Source organism: Ralstonia sp. OTU4908 (genome assembly GCF_038440115.1).
Taxonomy (GTDB): domain Bacteria; phylum Pseudomonadota; class Gammaproteobacteria; order Burkholderiales; family Burkholderiaceae; genus Ralstonia; species Ralstonia pickettii.
Window position 1 is genome coordinate 1 of the sequence record NZ_JASATD010000044.1, and the last position, 20,201, is coordinate 20,201.

The following is a 20,201-nucleotide window of genomic DNA, read 5'->3' on the forward strand; positions in this document are numbered from 1 at the left end:
GCCAAGACCGCCCAGTGCGCCAGTAATCGGGGCGAGCGGATTACCGCCACCCGTCGCACCGCCGAGGCCGCCCAGCAGACCCGTGATCGGCGCCAGCGGGTTGCCGCCCGATGCCGTCGGCGAATACACGACGCCACCCAGCGCGGCGACCGTATTGCCTGTGGCCGTGACCACACCACCCAGGCCGCTGACCACCGGAACATTGGCCGAAGTGAGCGTGGTGCCGCCCTTGGCTACGGCGCCGCCAATCGTACCCAGCAGCGTGTTGGCCGGCGAACCCAGGCCGGTGGCCGCGCCCAGCGTTTGCGTACCGCTGGTGACCTGCGAAGTCAGCGGCACGATCGCCGTGCTCAGCTGTTGCATGAGTTGCTCCACTGGGCCGGTCGACAGGGCAGTGCCGAGCGTGCCGCCGCCGTTGGCCACCGCTTGGCCGACTTGCGAGACCACACCGGCCAGCGGCGTTGTCACCGGAGCTAGCGGTGCCAGCGGGCCGGTGCCCAGGTTGTTGACCAGCGTGCCGGCGCTCGTGACGGTGTTACCGGCACCGGTCACCACATTACCGAGGCTGGAGACCGTGGTGCCCACCGGGTTGGCATTACGGCCGATGCTGCCCAGCCCATTCTGCACGCCAGCGCCCAGCGCAGAAACTGTCGCGCCGGCGTTTTCGACGACTCCGCCCAAGCCGCTTTGGACACCGCTCAGTTGCGAGGGCAGCGGCGCCGTTGCGATCGTCTTGCCAAGACCGCTGACCGTCGAACCGGCGCTCGTGACAATGCCGCCCGCATTGTTGAGGACAGCGCCAGTCGGCGTCAGCGGCGCAGGTGCCGGAGTCGGGCTCGGGCTCGGGCTGGGTGAGGGCGACGGAGACGGCGAGGGGGAGGGCGAAGGCGACGGGGAAGGCGAGGGCGTTGGTGTTGAGCCACCGTTGTTGTTCGAGCCGCCGCCATTTGAACTGCCCAGTGAGCTGCCCAGGTCGCCAGAGCCGGAGCTGGCGCAACCACCCAAAACCAACAGGCTTGCCATGGTGGCGGCCAGGCACTTGATATTCTTATTCATGATGGATCTCCCGTTTTAAAAGTCCGCTTTAGTCAGCAGGAAAAAGTCTCACTCTCGACGTGAGGTGGCCGGACTCTGCAAACGGTGTGCCATGTCACCATTATTACGCACTGTGTAATGCTGTATCTGAATTTGCCCCGTTTATCTCGATAAAGCGGGGGAATTGTGAAAACTAATCAGAATGCGGAATTTACATACCCCACAAAAGTGGGGGTTAAACGTCTGCTTTCGGGGTTATGTCGGCGATGGATGTGTTCCGTGTCACGTTACGTCGTAACGCTGGGAACATGGATTTGGGTGGGGTAACGGTCGGCGCTCAAGCTAGGGAAACACCTGACGCTGTGCCCGTAAAACCAACACACACGCCGTCCTTTGAAAACTGAGCGCTATTTCTAATGCGGTTGGCATGCGATTTGCAGAATGCGGCCCGCAGTCCGCAGTACCGAGCTCAGACATCAAGACACATCATTCCAAGAAGGGGACGGACCATGACTCACATTCGACACTCCATTCGCGTTGCGCCGTTGGCCTGCGCAGTTGCCGCACTCATGCTGGCGGCTTGTTCTTCGGGAGGCTCCGGCTCGGGCAGTTCGCCCAATCCGAGCCCGAACGACACGACGGGCGTAACGCCCATCGGCAAGGTTGCAAACGGCGGCGGCAACACCGTTGTGGCGACCGGCCAGGCAGTTAGCAGCCTTGGCTCGACGCTTCAGAACGCAAACATTCCGGGCTTGTCGGATCAGGCCAAGGCTGGGCTGGGCGGCACGGTCGGCAACGCCGGCAAGGCTGTCAGCGATCTCGGTCTGGGCGTCCAGACCGGGCTTGGCAAGATGGGCCAGAACCCCAACCCGATCGGCACCACGGTGGCCAGCACGGGCAATGTCGTGACGGATCTGGGCCAAGCCACGGTGAGCGCCGGCTCGCTGGTGCAGGGCCTCGGCCAGGGCTCGGGCGCACCGCTCGCGCCGATCACCCAACCCGTGGGCGGTGGCGTTCAGCAGGTCGGCCAGGCTTTGATTGGTGGCGGCACACTCCTGGGTAGCGCGTTGTCTTCGGGCGCGGTCCAGCAGGTGACGCAGCAACTGAGTACGGCGATCGTGCCCGTTACCACGCAGATTAGCGGCGCCACCCAGATGGTCGGTGATTCGACAGGTCTGGGCGGAGCCCTGAACAACCTGTTAGGGACCGTTGGCGGTGGCGTCGCCGGCGCCGGAAACACCATCACCGGGACGGGCGTGCCAGTGGTCTCGAACCTGGGCCCGGTAGTCACTTCGCTTGGTGCCACGGTCGCGGCAGTCGGCGGCGTCGCCACCACTGGCGGTTCCGCCGGCGGCAACCCTCTGGGCGGTCTGCTCGGTGGGGTGGGCGGCAGCACCAGCGGCTCGAACCCGCTGGCGCCGTTGACAGGCCTGCTGGGCGGCGCTGGTGGCTCCAACCCCCTGGCCCCGGTCACCGGCGCGCTGGGCGGCGCGGCCGGCGGCAGCAACCCGCTGGCGCCTGTCACCGGACTTTTGGGCGGCGTGACGAGCGCTGCCGGTGGAGCATCGGGCGGCAACCCGCTGGCTCCCGTTACCAACTTGCTGGGCGGCATTGGCAGCCCGGTGCACTGAGCAGTACCTGTCTGTGCTCTTGAAGGTGCGCGGGCGTGTTCCCGTCGCTCGCGCATCCTTTTTTTGCCTCGACAGAAATGGGGAGCGTTCCGACCAACCTGAAGGATTAATGGGAAACCCGCCCGCAATAATCAGTTCGGTCTGGGGTTTATTAGGGGATTTCCATTAGTTTTCAGTGAGTTGGCGCATCTTTAATAAATTTAAATAGAGACTTAACTCTAAATTGAGGCAAGTACCTCAGTTGAGTTATTTTGTTTGCGGCGCCGCACGCCTATAAAGCTGTTACGGGATGTTACGTGACATACGTGACACGCCGGCAAAATAAGCGCCCATGGGGGGTGTGCGGTGATCATTCGACGTGATCGGGACATTACGTCCGATGCATTTGAGTTTTGTTCCGTTAGTGGAACAGCGCGGGCTGCGAAGTTTTCGAGGTCTGCGTCATCGCTCTAAATCCCCATGCGTTTATTCGTTATAAGCACATATGAACTGGCTAAGGTTGGAGCGCCGGAAGCTGGTCGATATCAACACATCCGCGGGCGAGTGCAAACAGGAGAGAGTCATGAAAAACGCCATTCTGAAGTTCCTTCGCGACGAACAAGGTGCCACTGCCGTTGAGTACGGCATGATCGCTGGTCTGATCGCAGCGGCCATCACGGTCATCGTGGGCAAGCTGGGTACGCAGCTCAACACCGTCTTCACCAATATCTGTACAGCCGTCAAGGGCGGGACTGCTTGCTAGAGCCAGGCGTTGCATAGCCACATCGATATTGCTGGCTGGGCAAGCGTCGCAGTTCTCGCAGTTCTTGCAATCGCATTGGACATTCGCTCACGGCGCGTGCCGAATTGGCTCGTCGTCGCGGGGGTCATGTTGTCCATCGCTCTGATCGAGTTCGGTGGGGTGCAGGACCTTGCCTATGACTGGCAGGATTTCTGGCTCGGCGGAGCGATCGCGTTTGCCTGCTTTCTGCCGCTGTACGCCCTCGGCTGGATGGGCGCCGGCGACGTGAAGTTTTTCACGGTCGTCGGCCTCCTGGCAGGCTGGCATGGCCTCGTGGCCGTATGGCTTGTCTCGAGCATGATCTCCGGCCTGCACGCGCTCGGCATCATGATGCTGCGCCAGCTTGACGCATCTTCTCCATCGGCATGGATCGTGATGCGCGTGTGCCCGGCTGTCGCACGCTGGGATACCGCTCAGGCAGGGCGTCGAGGCATTCCGTACGCCGCCTACATGGCAATTGGTCTGCTGAGCCTGCCATGGGTGCCTCCAGTAATGCGCATGCCGTGGCTGCCGGGCATGTAGTTCAGACAGTTGAAGCGATGAACAAGAGCCGCCAAGCGGCCTGCCTATAAGAAAGGAGTCGGCCATGCCGACATTGCAACGGGAACGGGAAGGTGCTCGCATGCACCCGGAAGTCCGCACGCATGCTGTCCGCCGCCCCCGGCGGCACGGCGGCCGCGGCGCAGCTTCAGTCGAATTCGCCATCGTCGTGCCGGTGCTGCTGGTGCTCATGCTTGGCATCGTGTACTACGGCGTGATCCTCGCCATGCAGCAGGCGCTGACCCTGGCGGCGGAAGAGGGCGCACGCGCGGCGCTCCGCTATCAGCCTTCCAACACACAGCGTGTGGCAGCCGCCTATGCGGCCGTGACGTCAGTACTCCCCACCTTCCTGACCGGGCGGGTCCAGACCAATCAGAGCAGCACCCCGCTGGTGAATTGCCAGAACGTGGCGGGCATGCAATGCCTGAGCGTGGTCCTGACATTGCCCGTGACCTCCGGCAACAACCCGCTGCTGCCCTCGATACCGCTGTTGCCCGCACCGGCTACGTTGACGGGCTCTGCCGTCGTGCAGCTCGTGCCCGGCTCCTGACGTTTTTCAGTTCGCTGACCTTCTCGATCGACCGCTCGGACACGCCGCCCAGATGACCAGCAAACACCTTCAGATCTTCGCCGCCGCGCTATTGCTGCTTGCCGCCATTCTTGGCGCCGTGGCGTGGAAGTCGGCGCATCGCCCACCGGCGCCCGTGGCCGAGCAGAAAGATGGCAAAGCGGTCTATCCCGTGGTCGTGACCACGAAACCGCTGGAGGCGGGCAAGCCCATCACCGCAGACCAGGTGGCCATCGAGCAACTGCCCATCAATCCGGCCGAAGCGTTTTCCGACGTCACGAAGGTCGTCGGGCGTGAACCCATTCTGCCGGTCGGCGTGGGTGTGCCGCTGATTGCGTCGCAACTTTCCTCCGGATTGGCACAGCAGGTCGAGGCCGGCCAGCGCGCGGTTGCCATCAACGTGGACGAGGTGATCGGCGTGGGCAATCGCGTCATGCCGGGCGATTACGTCGATGTGTTTCTCGTGATGCGTAAGGACGGTCAGGAGATCGAAGACAGCCAGGCGCGCCTGCTGCTGCCGCACCTGCGCGTGCTGGCGTTCGGCCCGCTGGCGGTCAACGAAGGGCCGCAGAAGCAGCCAGAGAGCAACAACGTCACACGCAAGGTCGATCAGGCCAAGACGGCCGTGCTGGCCGTGCCGGTGGAGGCTGTCAGCCAGCTGGCGATGGCACACCAGAGCGGTCGTCTGCTGCTGGCGCTGCGCAACCCAGGCGACGACGCCGAACCGACCGTCAAACCGCAGGATGCCGCATTGCTGGCAGCCGCCAATCGCAACCCGATGGACGTTGCACAAGCCGGCGTGTCGATGGCCAGCCTGACGGGTTCGGCGCGCAGGCTGGTCGTTGTGCCGCCGCCGCTGCCGGCCATTGCCGCGGCCCGCACGACGGTGCGCAGCAGTACCGCCAGCACTGGTGTCGAGATCATCCGCGCAGGAAAACGTGAGGAGCAACATGACTGATGCCGCCATGGTTCGCGGTTGGATGGGCGGACTCGCGTTGGGCTGCGCCGCCTTCGTGTCGAGCGCATTTGCCGAGACGGCACCGACCGGCCAGACGCTTCATCTGCTGACGGGAAGCCAGCGCGAGATTCGCCTGGGCAAACCGCTCGAACGCATTGCCATCGGCAACCCCGAGATTGCCGATGCCCTGTTGCTCAAGGGGCGAGGTACGGCCACGAGCGTTTTGATCATCGCCAAGAAGCCGGGTGCGGCCAACGTGATGGTCTGGACGCAAGGCGGCGTTGCGACGACTTACAACGTGCAGGTGGACGCCGCGGCGCCTGTGCCGGGTGACCCGGCAGTGGTTGCACAGGGCGATACGGCGGTTGTTTCAGGTCAGCCCAAGGATGTTTACGCACTGGCCCGTGCGCGCCGTTCGGCCGCTGCAGCCAGCGGCGCAGAAAAACCTAAAGATGGCAACGTCATCGACACCACCTCGATGAACGTGCCAGGTACGGTGCAAGTCGACGTGCGGGTAGTGGAGTTCAGCAAGACGGTGCTCAAGGAGGCCGGGTTCACGTTTGGTCGTACGCGCGGCGGTTTCGATTTCCGGACATTTGCGCCGTCCTCGCTCTCCAAGGTCACGTTTGGCTCCAACGGTTTGTCTACCGAATCCACCATGCCGATCGGTTCGGCGTTCAACCTGCTGGTCTCCTCGGTCAGCAAGGGCCTCTTTGCCGACCTCAGTTTGCTGGAATCAAACGGCATGGCGCGTGTGCTGGCCGAGCCAAGCCTGGTTGCCCTGTCAGGCCAGAGCGCCAATTTCCTGGCCGGTGGCGAGATTCCGATTCCCGTGCCCCAAGCGCTGGGTACCACGACTATCGAATACAAGCCGTTCGGCATCGGGCTGACGGTGTCGCCCACCATTCTCTCGGAGAACCGCATCGCGCTGAAGGTGGCGCCTGAAGCGAGCGATCTGGATTTCAGCCGAGGCGTGACGCTCAACGGTGCGACGGTGCCGGCCATCGTCACGCGCCGTGCCGATACAACAGTTGAACTTGGCGATGGCGAGAGCTTTGTCATCGGCGGGCTGGTCAGCCGGTCCACGCTGTCCAACGTCGACAAGGTGCCGTTCCTGGGTGACGTGCCGGTTATCGGGACGTTCTTCAAGCGCCTGAACTACAACCAGGAAGAGCGGGAACTGGCGATCATCGTCACGCCGCATCTGGTCAAGCCGATGGCACGCAATGCGCCAATCGACAAGATGCTGCCAGGACAAAGCGGCGGGCGGGATCGCGATAGCGCGGGCGATCCCGTGTGGCGGCCGTTCGCTCTGGGGGTGGCAGATCCGGCCGCCATGCCTGGGTTCTCGAAGTAAGGGGCGGGCATGGACTATTTCCTTCTGCACGGCGGCGCACGTGGCGGTAAGCAAGGCGACGCACAGTCGGCAGGCGTACACCGCTGGCTGGCCGCGGCAATTCGCGAGTTGGGCGTGCTGGTGGCCGAAACCACCGGCCACGACGCGTTCATCGAGCAGATTGGCGCAGTGAACCCCGAGGTGGTGTTCGTGCGCTTTGCCTCGTCTCCCACACTGATCGACGTGCCAGATCAGGACCAGAAGCTGGGCGAGGGCGCCGACGCGATCAACGAGGCGATGCAACTGGTCGCGCAACTTGCGCGCCTGTTTCCGGGCTTGCCGCTGGTGGCCGTCGGTTCCGCAGCCGATGGCCGCGCGATGCTGGCGGCCTTGCGCGCCGGGGTCAAGGATTTCGTTGACGTGGATGGGGCGCCGGCCGAGGCCGTGCGCGTTGTCCGCCGTTTGTTGGCGGAGCGCGCATCGGCCGAGCCGACCCGCCGTGGCCGCGTGCTGGCCGTGTTGGGCGCACGCCCAGGCGTGGGCGCCACCACGTTGGCCACCAATCTGGCCACGCTCGTTCGCCGCACATCGGCCAGTGATGTGATGCTGCTCGACCTGGGGCAGCCGCTGCGTGACGGCGCGCTCTACCTGAACGTGCAGGCCAATTTCCATTTCGTCGAGGCGGTGCGCAATCTGCGCCGCTTCGACCAGGTGTTCGTGCAGACCGCGCTATCGCGTCATCCGAATGGGCTTGCCGTCCTGCCGCTGCCGATCTCGCTGGCCGAGATGCGCGACATTTCGTTCTCCGAAGCGCTTGGCCTGCTCAATCGGCTGCGCACGTTCTTCGACCTGCAGGTCGTCGACCTGGGCGGCTTCGGCAACATCGACTTCATTGCGCAGATCATCAAGGCCGCCGACGACGTCATGCTGGTGACCGAGCAGAGCGTGGGCGCCATTGTCTCGGCCGCCGAGCTGATGCAGGAACTCAAGAAGCGCGAAATTGACCGCGACCACCTGCACCTGACCATTTCAAAGTTCGACACGCGTCTGTCGCTGGACGCGGCACAGATTGCCGAGCGGTTGGAAATTCCCAACGTGCTGACGGTGCCGAACCGCCGGGAAGCGCTGGTCATCGCCTCCAACCAGGGCGCGATGCTCGCGGAAACACACCCCACCGACGCCTATGTGCGCGCGCTTGCCCAGATTGCCCAGACACTCGGCTATGCCCAGCAGAGCGCGCACGCGTCTGCGTTGTCGAGCTGGGTGTCTGGCGTGAGTGCTCGATTGGGCGGGCGCTTTGGCGGACGCTCCAAACGCAAGTCGGCAGACGCCACTGAACTGGATATCGGTACTACCGAACGGAACGCGACATGACACAGCCCATCGAGTTCTCCAACCAGGCGGATGCCGGCAACGGCGTGTTTGCCGTTTCGCAGGCTTTCCAGGACATCAAGGAAGCCGCCCACGAACACCTGCTGACACGCATCGAAGAACTTGGCGCCGAGTTCGGCCGTTGGTCGCGCACGGCCATCCAGCGTTTTGTCGATCTGGAAGTGGAAGGCTTCACGCGCATACGCCGCATCCCCGTCAATGAGACGGAGGTCCGGCAGATTGCCGAGGCGCTGACAAAGGAGCTTGCCGGCTTCGGCCCCATCGAAGACCTGCTGGCCGATCCGGCGGTGGAAGACATTCTCGTCAACGGCCATCTGGACGTTTATGTGTCGCGGCACGGCATTCTGGAACGCATTCCGGTGCGTTTTGCCGATAACAACCACCTGCTGCGTATCGTGCGCCGCATCCTCGCGCCGATCGGGCGCCGGCTGGATGAGTCGAACCCGATGGTCGATGCACGCCTGCCCGACGGCGGCCGCATCAACGTGGTGATTCCGCCGCTGGCGCTGGAAGGGCCGGTCGTGTCGATCCGCAAGTTCCGGAAAGACCCGCTCAAGCCTGAAGACCTGCTTGGCCTGGGCACGATGAGCGAAGAGATCGGGGCGCTGATCGATTCTGCTGTGCGCGCGCGCTGCAACATCCTGGTAAGCGGTGGCACCAGCTCGGGCAAGACGTCGCTGCTCAACGCAATGGCGTATCACATACCGACGACCGAGCGCGTGATCACCATTGAAGACACGGCAGAGCTGTCGCTCAATCACCCGCACGTGGTGCGTCTGGAAAGCCGGCCGGGCGGCTTCGAGGGCACGGGCGTCGTTACGATCCGAGAACTGCTGCGCAACAGCCTGCGCATGCGGCCGGATCGCATCATCGTGGGGGAAGTGCGTGGCGGTGAAGTGCTGGAAATGCTGCAAGCCATGAGCACCGGCCACGATGGCTCGATGGGCACCATCCACGCCAGCAGTCCGCGCGAATGCCTCTATCGGCTCGAGATGCTGGCCGGTTTTGCCGGCTTCCAGGGCAGTGAGGTGAGCCTGCGCCGGCAGATCACCAACGCCATTGATTTCATCGTGCAGATCGGGCGTTTGTCCAACGGCAAGCGCCGCATCCTGTCGATCACGGAAGTCACGGGGCTGGGGGACAACATCATCTCGACGCAGGAGCTGTACCGCTACGAGCCCTACATCGGCCCAGACGGCGAAGAGGTCGACCGCTGGACGGCGCTCGGCCTGCAGCCGCATTCGCCCAAGCTGGCTCGCATGCGTAACAGCGAAGGCGGGGGCATGGATGGCGGCATGACTGGATTCGGCGGCGGAGGCCGTTTCCATGTCTAGCATGACGCTCTGGTTCGGTTGCCTCGCGCTGCTGCTGATGGGCGCATCGCTCATGCTGTGGGCGGAGGCCGTGCGCCGTCGCGAGCGCGAGGCATCGCGCAGCTTTGTGCGTGCGCAGACCGAGCAGATCAACGCGCGTTATCAACCGAATGTGGAGCCCGTGCCGGCAAGCGTGCCCGACTCGTTGAATCGAGCCTGGCAGGATGCACTGCGCCGCGCTGGCATCGAGCCGAGCCGCCGTTTTTACGTGCTGTTGATTGGCCCAGCGCTGATGATTGCGCTCGCGGTCTGGGCGATGTCGAGCGCTCTTTCGGCCCTGACGGCGCTGGCGCTCTACGTGGTCATCGTCGCTTTCCTGATCTGGAACCGGACCCGGAAGATGAACGAACGCCTGCTGACGCAATTGCCGGGCTTTCTCGATGGCGTGGTGCGGCTGATGAGCATCGGCAGCGCGGTGCCCGCGGCGTTTCAGGCGGCCAGCGCCAACACCGAACAGCCGCTGCGCAACTGCCTGACTGCCATCACGCAGATGCAGCGCGCCGGCAAGGACCTCGACGCCGCGGTGCTGACCGTCGGCCAGCAGTACCGCGTGAACGAATTGGTCCTGCTGTCGTCAGTGCTGCGGCTCGCGCTGCGCTACGGCGGCCGGGCAGACATTGTGATGGAGCGCACGGCTGCATTCATGCGCGACCGGCAGCAAGCCCAGCGCGAGCTGTTTGCGCTGTCGGCGGAGACGCGTTTATCCGCGTGGATCATCGGGCTGCTGCCCGTCGTGGTGGGCGGGGTCATCATCATGTTCAACGCGGCGTACATCATGTCGATGTGGCGCGATCCGTTTGGCAAGACGTTGATTCTTACGGCTTTCGGCATGGAAGTCCTGGGTGCGGTCATGCTGGCCAGGCTGGCGAAATCGGTCTGAGGAGAGCGCATGGACGAAACCTTGATCACCCTCAGCCTGACCGCAGCGGCCGCGGCCGTGCTGGTATTCGGTGGGCTGGCGCTGCGTGCAACGCTCACGCGACATCGCAGCGCACGCAAGCTCGATACGGCGCTGTCCGACATGCGCGCGACGGCGGCCAATCCGGCCGCGCCCGCAGCGTCGCCGGTTGTGCCGCCCGCCGCTAGACCGCGCCCGCATGGCTCGCGTGAAGCCCAGCAGCTCCAGCAGCAGATCGCCAAGGTGGGGCAGCGCTGGATCGACACAGGCCTGGGCCGCCGCATCGTGACTGAGGAAGACCGCAAGCTGCTCGAAGAATGCGGTTACTACGGTGAACACGCCAGAACGGTCTTTGGCGGCACCCGTATCTTGCTGCCCCCGCTGCTTGCCGTATTCGGCGCATTGCACGCGTCATCGGTCCTGTTTGTGTTCGTGTTTGGCTTTGTCGGCTTTGCGCTGGGCTACCTTGCGCCGAAGTGGCTGCTCGGACGTCGGAAGGAGAGCCGCCGGCGCCGTATGGATGATGAGCTGCCGGTCATGGTCGACATGCTGCGGCTGCTGCAGGGCGTCGGCTTGTCGATTGACCAGAGTCTGCAGGTGATTGCCAACGAATTCCACGGCATGCTGCCTGTGCTGGCCGGTGAATTTGGCCGCGCCAACCAGCAGTTCGCCTCGGGCCGCCCCCGCGAGCAGACGCTGTTGCGCATCGCGCGCCTGTTCGACAACGAAGACCTGAAGGGCCTGATCACGCTGCTTACCCAGGTGGATCGCTTCGGCGGCGCAGTGCAGGAGCCGCTGCGGCAGTTCGGCGGGCGTCTGCAGGAGAACCGCCGCGCGCGGCTGAAGGAGCGTGTGGGCAAGCTGACCGTACAGATGACGATGATCATGGTCATGACGCTATTGCCCGCGCTGCTGATCATCACTGCAGGGCCGGGGTTCATGGGCGTCATGCGCAGCCTTCAACAAACCGGGGGACATTGAGATGACACGCTTCCCAAACACCACGCGTGCCAGCTTGGCCGGTGTGACCATGTTGACCATCCTCCTGACCGGCTGCGGCTCGATGGCCACATCCGACATGAGCCTGCGTGCCGATGCCGACATCGAGATGGCACGTCAGCGCCAGAGCCAGGAGAAGGCAGAGATCACCAGTCCGGCGACGTATCTTTCGCTGATTCACAGGATGCAGGAGCAGGGCCTGTACTACGCGTCGCTCGCGCATATCGATGCCTACCAGCAACGCTATGGCCGCGCCCCCGAGATCATGCTGCTGCGTGCTGACGCACTGCGCGAAACCGATCAGCTTGCCGCTGCCGATGCCGAATACCGCGCGGTGGTGGGAGCAACGTCCGCCATGGGCGCAGGCACGCAGGGCGGACTGCTCAATGCCGCCGCGTGGCGCGGTCTGGGCATCGTTGCGGGGCGCCAGGGCAACTTTGCCGAGGCGGCTCGCCGGCTGCAGGTGGCAGCGCAGGCCAATCCGACCGACGCCAGCACGGCCAGCGATCTGGGCTACGCGCTCATGCGTGCCGGCGAGGTCGAGCAAGCCCGCGTGCCGCTGATGCAGGCGCAGCAGATGGCCGCCGCCAGCCCGAAGATCGCCGGCAACCTGGTGATCTGGCTGACCGTGAATGACCGCAAGGACGATGCCGCATCGCTCGCGTCGCACGCCCAACTGACGGCATCCGCGCGCAAGGCGATTGACGAAGACGTGGCACGCGTGCGAGGCGCCTGGCGCGACCGGCGTATCGCTCGCGACGCGGCGGCGGATGCCACCCGTGCGGTGGCGCTCAGCCCGTCTGCCGCAGGCGTAGCCAGGACGGCCACGCCCGCTATCACGACCCAATCCCGTCCGCTGGCATTGCAGCGCGGCCGCTTGCTTGACACCTTGGAGACCGCGCAATGATCCCACGCTTTCTGATGGCTGCCGGTATGGCGGTATGGCTGATAAGCAACCCGGCTGGCGCGCAAGGCTTTTCGGGCGGCAATCCCCAGAACGCTACGCAAGCTGCGCCCAACGTGGGTAGCAACATGGGCGATGCCACTCGCGCCTTGCTCAAGGCGCAACGCGATGGGACGTATGCGGGCGAGTTCGTCCCGTTACGTGGGGAGCAGGCCGCGCTGGCGTACCAGCGCTACCTTGATTCGTTCAGTCGACCGATGCCTGGCTTGTCGCAGACGGTTCCGAGTGCGAAGTCGACAAGCTCGAGTCAAGCCACTACCGCACGTTGACCCTTCACAGAACGCCGCTGTGACACGAGCCACCCTCCGCCTTCGTCGAGCCGCTAAGCTCCGCCGCCGCCTGCGCGGCGCGGTGAGCGTGATGACGGCCACCTTTATCGCCACGGTTGGTCTGGCGGTGCTGGTGTCGATCGACATCGGCAACCTGTTCTATACGCAGCGCGCGTTGCAGCGTTCCGCCGACCTCGCGGCCATGGCGGCCGCACAGCGGCTGGATTTGCCTGCCGCCGCACAGCAGGCGGTGGTGCAGAACGGGCTGACGGTGGATGGCACCAACGTCACGCTGGCCGTCGTGCCGGGCGTATGGGATGCGAGTGCGGGCACGCCGCCCACGTATTTCACGGCGCAGGCTGCAGTGGACGGCAACACCAACGCCGCGCAGGTGACGATCACGCAGAACGTGCCGTATTTCTTCATGGTGGGCCGGCGGCAACTGACGGCGACGGCGATTGCGAAGAACACGCCGGTCGCGTCGTTCTCGTTGGGGTCTGGGTTGGCGTCTGTGAACGGTGGCCTGCTCAATCAGCTTTTGGGGAGCCTACTTGGCAATGCCAACCCCTTGAGTCTGAGCCTTGTTTCCTATCAAGGTCTGGCGAACACCAACATCCGCGTGGCTGACTTGATGACCGCGGTGGGCGTCGGCACCGTCCAGCAATTGCTGTCGACGCAACTGACTTTGACGCAGTTTTTTAATGCAGTCATTTCAGCTGGCGCACAGAACGGTTTAGCCGGAATATCGGCTGGGACCGTAGCCGCTCCGAATACATTGGTCCTTGGTCCCCTGCTGAGCGGCACGACCATCAATATGGGTAATAGCGCTGGAACGCCGGGTGTTTTGCAATTGCTTGCAGCCGTAGGGAATGACCAATCGGCGGCGGATGCCACGTTAAACGTGCTGGACCTGTTGATGACGGCGGCCCAGATTGCCAATGCTCAAAACGGGGTAGCCATTTCGACCAATCTGGGGTTGCCTGGCGTGGGGGGGCTGCCCGGCCTGGTCAATGTGGCGCTGTCGCTCAAGATCATTCAGCCTCCAGTGATTGCGATAGGCCCCCCGGGTACCGACGCATCGGGGAACTGGCGCACTGTGGCGCGCACCGGCCAGGTCAGCCTTGGTTTGAATGTTTCCGCTTCGGTCCTCGGGCTTGCCAACTTGAACGTTCCTATCGGTCTGATTGCCGCCGGCGCTAATGCCCACTTCGAAGCGGCGCACTGCCCTGTCCCTCGCAGTGGTATCTCCGCCGATTTCGGCGGGCAGATAGCCCCCGTATCGCTTTGCATTGCCAACGGAGCCGCCACGGCGGCGAGTAGTATCAATGGCTACTCATGTCCTGCTACACCAGCGGTTGTGTTGCAAGCTTTAGGCGCGGACGCGATATCACTGCAAGCCAGTATCGCGCCCGCAGCCAGCGCTGGCTGGACACCTGATCCCACCACATTGAGCGTTGGGCAGACTACGCGGGTGTCAGGCACAGGAACCTTTTTTGCCTCGATTCTGAACGATACGAACCAAGTAAAGCTTCAGGTTCTCGGCTCGGGCGTTCTGAACATCTTGGGACTTTCGGATGTGATTGTACGAGCGACGCTTGGACTTGTCGGCCAGACCCTCGACGCCGTCCTCACCCCTCTACTCGAAGTCCTCGGCATCCAACTCGGCTACGCCGACATCAAACTCCTCTCGCTCGACTGCGACGCCGTCGAGCTGGTTTACTGACATGGAAGCGACGACATGAAAACCGATCGCTGGGCGTACGAAACGCTTGAGATTTTTGTCTGGGAAGGCCGTCACGACATTGCTGATCGTGTGGCGCGGTTCATGGCACCGTTTGGGGCGGAGGTGATCCGCGCGGGCGGGATCGATTTCCAGCCGGCCGAGCCTCGGCTGAAGCCCGCCGTGGCGGTGATCAGCGCATCGGTGGTCGAAAGCGGGGGCTTTACGGTGCTCGACTGGCAGGCTGCGCAAGGCATGCCGGTGATCTGGGTGGCGGCGGATACGCAGCATGATTCGAGCCGCTTTCCACCCGAGTACACGTACGTGCTCGGGCCGGATTTTGGCGCGACCGAACTCCGCGCGCAGATCAGCAAGGTCTTGCCGTCGATGTCGTCCGCGCAGGCTCAGGCGCAGGACCAGAGCGACCTCGTGGCCGCATCGCTGGCCATGCACGGGTTGCTGGAGCAGGTCGATACCTTTGCAGATTGCGACAGCAACGTCATGCTTTACGGTGAGACCGGCGCCGGCAAGGAACGCATCGCGCGCCTGCTGCACGACAAGAACAGCGTCTACGGCAAGGGGCCGTTTGTGGCGGTCAACTGCGGCGCGATTCCCGACGGGCTGTTCGAATCGCAGTTCTTCGGCCATGCCAAGGGCGCGTTCACGGGCGCCATGTACGCGCACCGCGGCTACTTCGAACAGGCCAACGGTGGCACGTTGTTCCTCGATGAGCTGGGCGATCTGCCGCTGTATCAGCAGGTGAAGTTGTTACGCGTGCTGGAAGACAGCGAATGCACGCGGCTCGGCTCGACGGTGCCCGTCAAGCTGGATTTCCGCCTCGTGGCTGCCACCAACAAGAACCTGCGCGAGATGGTCGCTACGGGCAAATTCCGCGCAGACCTGTACTTCCGCCTTGCCGTAATCGAGCTGCGCATCCCCAGCCTGGAGCAGCGCGGCGCGGACGACAAGATCGCGCTGCTGCTCTCGTTCCTGCGGCACCTGCTGGGCGACAAAACCTTTGACGCCATGCCGCCTGTGCCTGAATGGGTGCGGACGTCGGTCGCTCGCGCCTACTTTGCCGGCAATGTGCGCGAGTTGCGCAACCTTGCCGAGCGCATCGGCATTACCCTGCGCCAGTTCGGCCGCTGGGACGAGGCCCGCATCCTGCCGCTGTTTGCCGGCCTGCAGCGCGATGCGTTCGAGCGCGAGGCGGGAAATGGTGGCAATGGCGGGTATGGCGATCGCGGTGGGGGTGGAAGTGGTGGCAATGGCGGCGAAGAAGAGCGCCGCCGTATCCTCGCGGCGCTGGACGCCAACAACTGGCGCCGCCAGGACACCGCCGCCACACTCGGCATCAGCCGTAAGGTTTTGTGGGAAAAGATGCGCAAATACCAGATCGCCGACGGCGAAACCGAGGTGCGCGAGCTGGAGTGATGCCATACAACACCCTACTGCGCGGCGGGCGCCCGATGCGCCACTCGGGTGGCGGATCGCGTATAGTTTTTGGCTGCAACACCTGCGCAGAATCCACAGGGTCGAGATGAGAACAAAACAACAATCAGGGAAAGCGTCGCACCGGGCGTTTCAGAGGGGATTGGCCATCGTGGCCGCAATCGCAGTCGTGGCTGGTACGGCCGCCTGCACATCGGCCGTGGCGCAAAGCCCCGCCGCACCGCCCACCGCCATTGCACCGATTGCCGCCGCCGCGCCTGTGCCGGCATTGACTGCCACGGTTGGTCAGCCGGCTGCCACGGCGCCTGCCGCCAGGGCGGCTGCCACGCCCGCCGGCGCAGCCCGCACCGACGGTCCGGCACCCGCCAGCGCCGTATTCGAGCTGCAACAGCGCATGCAGGCGCATGAACTGTCAGAGCTGCGCACCACCTATAACGGGGCCTACGGCGCCAGCCTGCTGTTTGCCCAGAGTGACCTGACGTACTACGTCACGCTGTTCCAGCAGAAAGACCTGTGGCGCGTTATCAAGACCACCAATGAAGCCTCTGCCGAACGCCTGTACAGCGACTTCGCCAAGCAGACCCGAACGATGGCGGATCTGGAGCTGCAGCGCATCCGTCTGGAAGCCCAGAAAGAGCGTTCCGAGCGCCAGATTGCCGCGCAGCAGGAAAAGCTCCGTGGCCTGAAGACCGACCTGGACATTCAGCGTCAGCAGCAGGCCCAGGCGCAGGAACGGCAGAAGGTCGCCCGCACGGAGGCCGAGGCATTGGATGCCGAACGCCGTGCCGCCCGCGCCCGCGTCGACGAACTGCAGCGTCAGATTCGCGAACTCGAAGCCCAGGTCAACGCGCCGTTCAATTCGCAGCCGCGCCGTCGCTGATCCAGCGCTTTGCATCGTCCCGGATTGGGCGGCCTGCGGGTCGCCCGATTCACTTTTAGGGGACCGCATTCAAACATGGCGACTTTGTTTGATGCGTAGCGGGGCGGCGCGTACATTGGCGGACAACCCAATTTCGCAGTCGACCGCGCATGCGTTCCGCCTCCGAGTTACCTGCCGATGCCTCGCCCGCTGCGGCGGAGCCTATCCCCCAGCCCAAGGGCTTGCCGTGGCTGGGCAACCTGCTGCAACTCCCGAAAGACCGCCTGGCCCAGACGCTTCTGGAAACCAGCCGGCGGTTTCCCCAAGGCCTCTACCAGCTCGACTTTGCCGGGCGGCGCGTGCCGTTCGTCTATTCCGCCGATCTGGTGGCAGAACTCTGCGACGAAACGCGCTTTCGCAAGCTGATCGGCCCGCCGCTGTCGTTCCTGCGGGCGGGCGCGGGCGATGGGCTCTTCACGGCGCATCAGGACGAGCCCAATTGGGGCAAGGCGCATCGCATTCTGCTGCCGGCCTTCAGCCAGCGTGCGATGAAGGGCTACTTCGACGTGATGCTCGAAGTGGCCAATGCGCTGGCCGACAAATGGGCGCGCCAGGGGCCCGACGCCGATATCCCCGTGGCCGACGACATGACGCGGCTCACGCTCGACACCATCTCATTGGCGGGTTTCGGATACCGCTTTGATTCGTTCAATGCGCCGGAGCTGCATACGTTCCTGGCGGCCATGGTGGGTGTGCTGTCCGAAGCCATGGGCAAGCTCACGCGCCTGCCGCTCAAAGACCGCTTCATGCGCGAGCACCATCGGCGGTTCGAGCACGACGTGGCCGCCATGCACCAACTGGTGGACGAGGTGATCCGCGCGCGCCGTCAGGCAAAGGATGGCGGCGTCGGCGCGAGCGACCTGCTGGGGTTGATGCTCAACGCGCGCGATCCGGTGTCGGACGAGCCGTTGGACGACACCAACATCCGCTTCCAGGTCATCACCTTCCTGATCGCCGGGCATGAGACCACCAGCGGTCTGCTGACTTTTGCGCTCTACATGCTGCTGCGCCATCCGGCAGTGCTGGCGCAGGCGTACGCCGAGGTCGACCGCGTGCTGCCGGGCGATACCGTGCCGCAGTATGCGCACCTAGCGCAGCTCGACGTGATCGAGCGCGTGTTGAAGGAAACGCTGCGCCTGTGGCCGACCGCCCCGAGCTTTGGCGTTGCGCCCTACGAAGACACGCGCATTGGCGGCCGCTACGCCATCCGCAAGGACCAGCGCGTGGTGACCGTGCTGCTGGCGCTGCATCGCGACCCCGCGGTGTGGGATCGCCCCGAAGTCTTCGATATCGACCGTTTCCTGCCAGAGAATGAAGCCAAGCTCCACCCGCACGCCTACAAGCCCTTCGGCAACGGCGAGCGCGCCTGCATCGGCCGCCAGTTTGCGCTGACCGAAGCCAAGCTGGCGCTGGCCGTGATCCTGCAGCGATTTGCGCTGTCCGACCCGTACGACTATGACTTCCACATCAAGGAAACGCTGACGCTCAAACCGGACGGTTTCCGCCTGCGAGCGCGGCTGCGCAATGCGCGCGAGAGGCTGTCAATTGCCGCGCCTTCGCGCGCCGAAGCCACGACGAAAGTGAACGCCGAATCCGCGCTTGCCGGCGGCGGCGAACCGATGCACGTGCTGTATGGCGGCAGCCTGGGCACTTGCCAGGACATCGCCGAACAGCTTGCCGCCACTGCCTCGCGGGCCGGCTTCGACGCCAAGGTGGCGCCGCTGGACGCCATTGCCGACGCGCTGCCGCAGCAGGGCGTGCTGATCGTGGTGGCCGCCACCTACAACGGCCGTGCGCCGGACAGCGCCCGCACCTTGGAGGCGCGGCTCGATGCCACCGCTGCACTCACCAGGCAGGCAACCGGCTTGCGCTATGCCGTCCTGGGTTGCGGCAACTCGCAATGGCCTGCGTTCCAGGCGTTTCCAAAGCGCGTGGAAGCGATGCTTGCGGCAGCCGGCGCGCAAGCTATCGTGCCGCGCGGCGAAGCTGACGGCAACGCCGGTTTCGACGCCGCCGTCGAGGCCTGGACGCGCAGCCTGTGGAGCGCCCTGGGCGCCCGTCAGGCACAAGCCGATGGCCCATCGGTCCACGTTGACTACGTCGCTCCCGACGCCGTGCGTGCCGCCACGCTGCCGTCCGCGGCCCGAGCGATGACGGTGCTCGCCAACGCAGAACTCGTCGGTGATGCCAGCGGCCTGTGGGATTTCGCGCAGGAAGCCCCGCGCGGCCCGACGCGCCACCTCACTGTGCGGTTGCCCGATGGCATGACCTACGCCACCGGAGACCACCTCGCCGTCTACCCGCGCAATGCCGATGATCGTGTCGACGCCGCCATCACGCGGCTGGCGTTGGAGGGCGATGCGCTCGTCACCCTGACCGCGCGCCATGCGCACGTGCGGCACTTGCCGCTCAACCAGCCGGTGTCCGTGCGTCAGTTGCTGCGCGATTTCGTCGAGCTGCAGGACACGGCCACCGTGCGCGATATCACCGCGCTGCACGCGGCCACGCGATGCCCGTTCACGCGAGGCCAACTCGCCGTCTGGCTGGAAGGCGATGAGGCAGCCGAGCGCTTCGACCGTGACATTCAGGCTCCGCACGTGAGCGTGCTTGATCTGTTGATCCGCTTCCCGGCGATCGAGCTGACGCTGGAGGCATTTCTCGCGCGGCTCGGGCCGATGCGTCCGCGTTTCTATTCCATTGCGTCGTCGGCGCGGGTGTCACCGGGTGTGGCCGCGTTGACCGTGGGCACGGTGTCGGGGCCGGCTTGGTCAGGGGTGGGTACGTATCGTGGGACGGCATCGACCTACCTGATGATGCTGCGTGCAGGCGCGGAGATCGCTGCCGCCGTGCGCACGCCCAACCCGCCGTTCGCACCGGACGCAGACGTCAGTAAGCCGATGGTGCTGATCGGCGCCGGCACAGGCATCGCGCCGTTCCGTGGATTCCTGGAAGAACGCGCCGCGCAGCAGGCGGCAGGCGAGGCGGTGGCGACGTCGTTGCTCTGCTTCGGCTGTCGCCACCCCGACCACGACTTTCTGTACCGCGACACCTTGCGAGCATGGGAAGACGCGGGTGTGGTACGGGTTTTTCCCGCGTATTCCTGCGTGGCGGAGCATCCGCATCGCTTTGTGCAGCACGCGCTATGGGATGCGCGCGAAGCCGTGTGGAAAGCGTTCGATGCCGGCGCCACGTTGTATGTGTGTGGCGATGGCCGTGCGATGGCGCCAGCCGTGCGCGACACATTGATCCGCATGCACCAGGCGCGCCACGGCAGCGATCTGCCGACTGCGTCGGACTGGCTGACCGCGCAGATGCAATCCGGACGCTACCGGCAGGACGTCTTCAACTGACGCTCCCATACGGTTG

At 64.5% G+C, this 20,201-nt stretch carries 17 protein-coding genes; 16 read left to right on the forward strand and 1 reads right to left on the reverse strand.

The window, feature by feature from the left end; translation table 11 throughout:
- Positions 1-1,056: collagen-like triple helix repeat-containing protein (locus tag AAHM38_RS22425; RefSeq protein ID WP_342234323.1), on the reverse strand; the 1,056-nt coding region annotated here is incomplete at its 3' end.
- Positions 1,057-1,544: 488 nt separating this feature from the next.
- Between AAHM38_RS22425 and AAHM38_RS22430 the strand changes: the two genes are divergently transcribed.
- From AAHM38_RS22430 to AAHM38_RS22505, 16 genes are all read left to right on the forward strand, one after another.
- A complete protein-coding gene (locus AAHM38_RS22430; RefSeq protein WP_103519091.1) occupies positions 1,545-2,666 on the forward strand; it encodes a collagen-like triple helix repeat-containing protein in 1,122 nt (373 codons plus the stop codon).
- 562 nt (positions 2,667-3,228) lie between these two features.
- On the forward strand, positions 3,229-3,408 hold the full coding sequence (locus tag AAHM38_RS22435) for a Flp family type IVb pilin (RefSeq protein ID WP_009240640.1): 180 nt from the start codon (positions 3,229-3,231) through the stop codon (positions 3,406-3,408).
- 96 nt (positions 3,409-3,504) lie between these two features.
- Positions 3,505-3,969 carry an A24 family peptidase gene (locus AAHM38_RS22440; RefSeq protein WP_310735510.1) on the forward strand — a complete coding sequence of 155 codons (465 nt, stop codon included), beginning with the start codon at positions 3,505-3,507 and terminating at the stop codon, positions 3,967-3,969.
- Between the two features lie 64 nt (positions 3,970-4,033).
- Entirely contained in the window at positions 4,034-4,537 is a 504-nt protein-coding gene (locus AAHM38_RS22445; protein ID WP_009240642.1) for a TadE/TadG family type IV pilus assembly protein, read from the forward strand.
- Between the two features lie 52 nt (positions 4,538-4,589).
- Complete coding sequence (gene cpaB, locus AAHM38_RS22450) at positions 4,590-5,513, forward strand: Flp pilus assembly protein CpaB (RefSeq protein ID WP_043419187.1); 924 nt, start codon at positions 4,590-4,592, stop codon at positions 5,511-5,513.
- On the forward strand, positions 5,506-6,870 hold the full coding sequence (locus AAHM38_RS22455; RefSeq protein WP_116575185.1) for a type II and III secretion system protein family protein: 1,365 nt from the start codon (positions 5,506-5,508) through the stop codon (positions 6,868-6,870). Before cpaB ends, AAHM38_RS22455 begins: the two co-directional genes overlap by 8 nt.
- A gap of 9 nt (positions 6,871-6,879) precedes the next feature.
- Entirely contained in the window at positions 6,880-8,223 is a 1,344-nt protein-coding gene (locus tag AAHM38_RS22460; RefSeq protein WP_103519088.1) for an AAA family ATPase, read from the forward strand.
- Positions 8,220-9,575, forward strand: coding sequence for a CpaF family protein (locus AAHM38_RS22465; RefSeq protein ID WP_116575184.1), 1,356 nt, complete (start codon positions 8,220-8,222; stop codon positions 9,573-9,575). Before AAHM38_RS22460 ends, AAHM38_RS22465 begins: the two co-directional genes overlap by 4 nt.
- Positions 9,568-10,494 carry a type II secretion system F family protein gene (locus tag AAHM38_RS22470; protein ID WP_116575183.1) on the forward strand — a complete coding sequence of 309 codons (927 nt, stop codon included), beginning with the start codon at positions 9,568-9,570 and terminating at the stop codon, positions 10,492-10,494. The genes AAHM38_RS22465 and AAHM38_RS22470 overlap by 8 nt, the downstream gene beginning before the upstream one ends.
- A gap of 9 nt (positions 10,495-10,503) precedes the next feature.
- Complete coding sequence (locus AAHM38_RS22475) at positions 10,504-11,493, forward strand: type II secretion system F family protein (protein WP_009240648.1); 990 nt, start codon at positions 10,504-10,506, stop codon at positions 11,491-11,493.
- A 1-nt stretch (position 11,494) separates the two neighbouring features.
- A complete protein-coding gene (locus AAHM38_RS22480; RefSeq protein ID WP_116575182.1) occupies positions 11,495-12,418 on the forward strand; it encodes a tetratricopeptide repeat protein in 924 nt (307 codons plus the stop codon).
- The gene (locus AAHM38_RS22485) at positions 12,415-12,744 is read left to right on the forward strand and encodes a DUF3613 domain-containing protein (RefSeq protein ID WP_116575181.1); all 330 of its coding nucleotides are present in this window, start codon (positions 12,415-12,417) and stop codon (positions 12,742-12,744) included. The genes AAHM38_RS22480 and AAHM38_RS22485 overlap by 4 nt, the downstream gene beginning before the upstream one ends.
- 19 nt (positions 12,745-12,763) lie before the next feature.
- Positions 12,764-14,467, forward strand: a complete 1,704-nt coding sequence (locus AAHM38_RS22490; RefSeq protein WP_258035409.1) for a TadG family pilus assembly protein — start codon at positions 12,764-12,766, stop codon at positions 14,465-14,467.
- Positions 14,468-14,482: 15 nt separating this feature from the next.
- Positions 14,483-15,898, forward strand: a complete 1,416-nt coding sequence (locus AAHM38_RS22495) for a sigma 54-interacting transcriptional regulator (RefSeq protein WP_116575180.1) — start codon at positions 14,483-14,485, stop codon at positions 15,896-15,898.
- Between the two features lie 106 nt (positions 15,899-16,004).
- A complete protein-coding gene (locus AAHM38_RS22500) occupies positions 16,005-16,796 on the forward strand; it encodes a DUF2968 domain-containing protein (RefSeq protein ID WP_009240653.1) in 792 nt (263 codons plus the stop codon).
- Positions 16,797-16,945: 149 nt separating this feature from the next.
- On the forward strand, positions 16,946-20,185 hold the full coding sequence (locus AAHM38_RS22505) for a bifunctional cytochrome P450/NADPH--P450 reductase (RefSeq protein ID WP_116575179.1): 3,240 nt from the start codon (positions 16,946-16,948) through the stop codon (positions 20,183-20,185).
- Positions 20,186-20,201: the final 16 nt, after the last annotated feature.